The following is a 1,689-nucleotide window of genomic DNA, read 5'->3' on the forward strand; positions in this document are numbered from 1 at the left end:
ATGAAGGTGCTTGTACCTGTCAAACGTGTGATCGACTATAACGTCAAGGTTCGTGTTAAGGCGGATGGCGGCGGCGTTGATCTTGCGAATGTGAAGATGTCGATGAACCCGTTTGACGAGATCGCGGTTGAAGAGGCGATCCGCCTGCGGGAGTCGGGCGTCGCGACGGAGATCGTGGCGGTTTCGATTGGTGTGAAGCAAAGCCAGGAAACGCTGCGCACGGCGCTGGCCATGGGCGCCGACCGCGCCATTCTGGTTGTCGCCGCCGATGACGTGCATACCGATATCGAGCCGCTGGCGGTTGCCAAGATCCTCAAGGGTGTGATCGACGCGGAACAGCCCGGTCTGGTGATCGCCGGCAAGCAGGCGATCGACAACGACATGAACGCGACCGGCCAGATGCTGGCGGCGCTGCTGGGCTGGGGCCAGGCGACGTTCGCGTCGGAGCTGACGGTCGAGGGCGATCAGGCCACGGTGACGCGCGAGGTCGATGGCGGGTTGCAGACGATCAAGGTCAAGCTGCCGGCGATCGTGACCGCCGATCTGCGGCTGAACGAGCCGCGCTATGCCAGCCTGCCCAACATTATGAAGGCCAAGAAGAAGCCGCTGGAGGAAAAGACCGCCGCCGATTACGGCGTCGACGTGACCCCGCGGCTTCAGGTCGTGAAGACGGCGGAACCCGCCGGGCGGCAGGCCGGTGAAATCCTTGGCTCGGTGGACGAGCTTGTGGCGAAACTCAAAGACGCGGGGCTGGTGTGATGGCTGTACTCCTTCTAGCAGAAGTTCTGGGTGGCGATCTGGCCGTGGATGCGACCGCCAAGGCGCTGACGGCGGCGAAGGCACTGGGGCCGGTGACGGTTCTGTGCGCGGGGTCCTCCTGCGGGGCCGCGGCCGAGGCGGCGGCGAAACTGGACGGCGTCGCACGGGTTCTGTGCGCCGATGATGCGAGCTATGGCAACGGGCTGGCCGAACCTGTCGCCGCTCTGATCGTCAGCCTGGCGGGCGAGTATGAACATTTCGTTGCCCCGGCCACGGCGAGCGCGAAAAACATCATGCCGCGGGTCGCCGCGTTGCTGGATGTGATGGTGCTGTCGGACGTGTCGGGCATCGTCGACGACGCGACGTTCGAGCGGCCGGTCTATGCCGGCAACGCGATCCAGACGGTGAAATCCACGGATGCGAAGAAGGTCCTGACGGTGCGGACCTCGACCTTCGACGCGGCGGGCGCGGGCGGTTCGGCGGCGGTGGAGAGCATCGCGGCGGCGTCCGACCCGGGCCTGTCGGAATGGGTCGAGGACAAGCTGGCGGCCTCTGACCGGCCCGAACTGACGGCGGCCGGGATCGTTGTCTCGGGCGGTCGCGGCGTGGGCTCGGAGGAGAGCTTCGCGCTGATCGAGGCGCTGGCCGACAAGCTGGGCGCCGCCGTGGGCGCATCGCGCGCGGCGGTCGATTCGGGCTATGCGCCGAACGACTGGCAGGTGGGGCAGACCGGCAAGGTCGTGGCGCCCGAGCTTTACATCGCGGTGGGGATTTCCGGCGCAATCCAGCATCTGGCGGGGATGAAGGACAGCAAGGTGATCGTCGCGATCAACAAGGACGAAGAGGCCCCGATCTTCCAGGTCGCCGATTACGGCCTGGTCGCCGATCTGTTCAAGGCCGTCCCGGAACTGATCGAAAAGCTGTAGGGCG

At 65.8% G+C, this 1,689-nt stretch carries 2 protein-coding genes; both read left to right on the forward strand.

Annotated elements, in window-relative coordinates:
* On the forward strand, nt 1-759 hold the full coding sequence (locus ACSR1C_RS20490; RefSeq protein ID WP_460260859.1) for an electron transfer flavoprotein subunit beta/FixA family protein: 759 nt from the start codon (nt 1-3) through the stop codon (nt 757-759).
* Nucleotides 759-1,685, forward strand: a complete 927-nt coding sequence (locus ACSR1C_RS20495) for an electron transfer flavoprotein subunit alpha/FixB family protein (protein WP_460260860.1) — start codon at nt 759-761, stop codon at nt 1,683-1,685. The genes ACSR1C_RS20490 and ACSR1C_RS20495 overlap by 1 nt, the downstream gene beginning before the upstream one ends.
* Nucleotides 1,686-1,689: the final 4 nt, after the last annotated feature.

Source organism: Actibacterium sp. D185-2 (assembly GCF_054954595.1).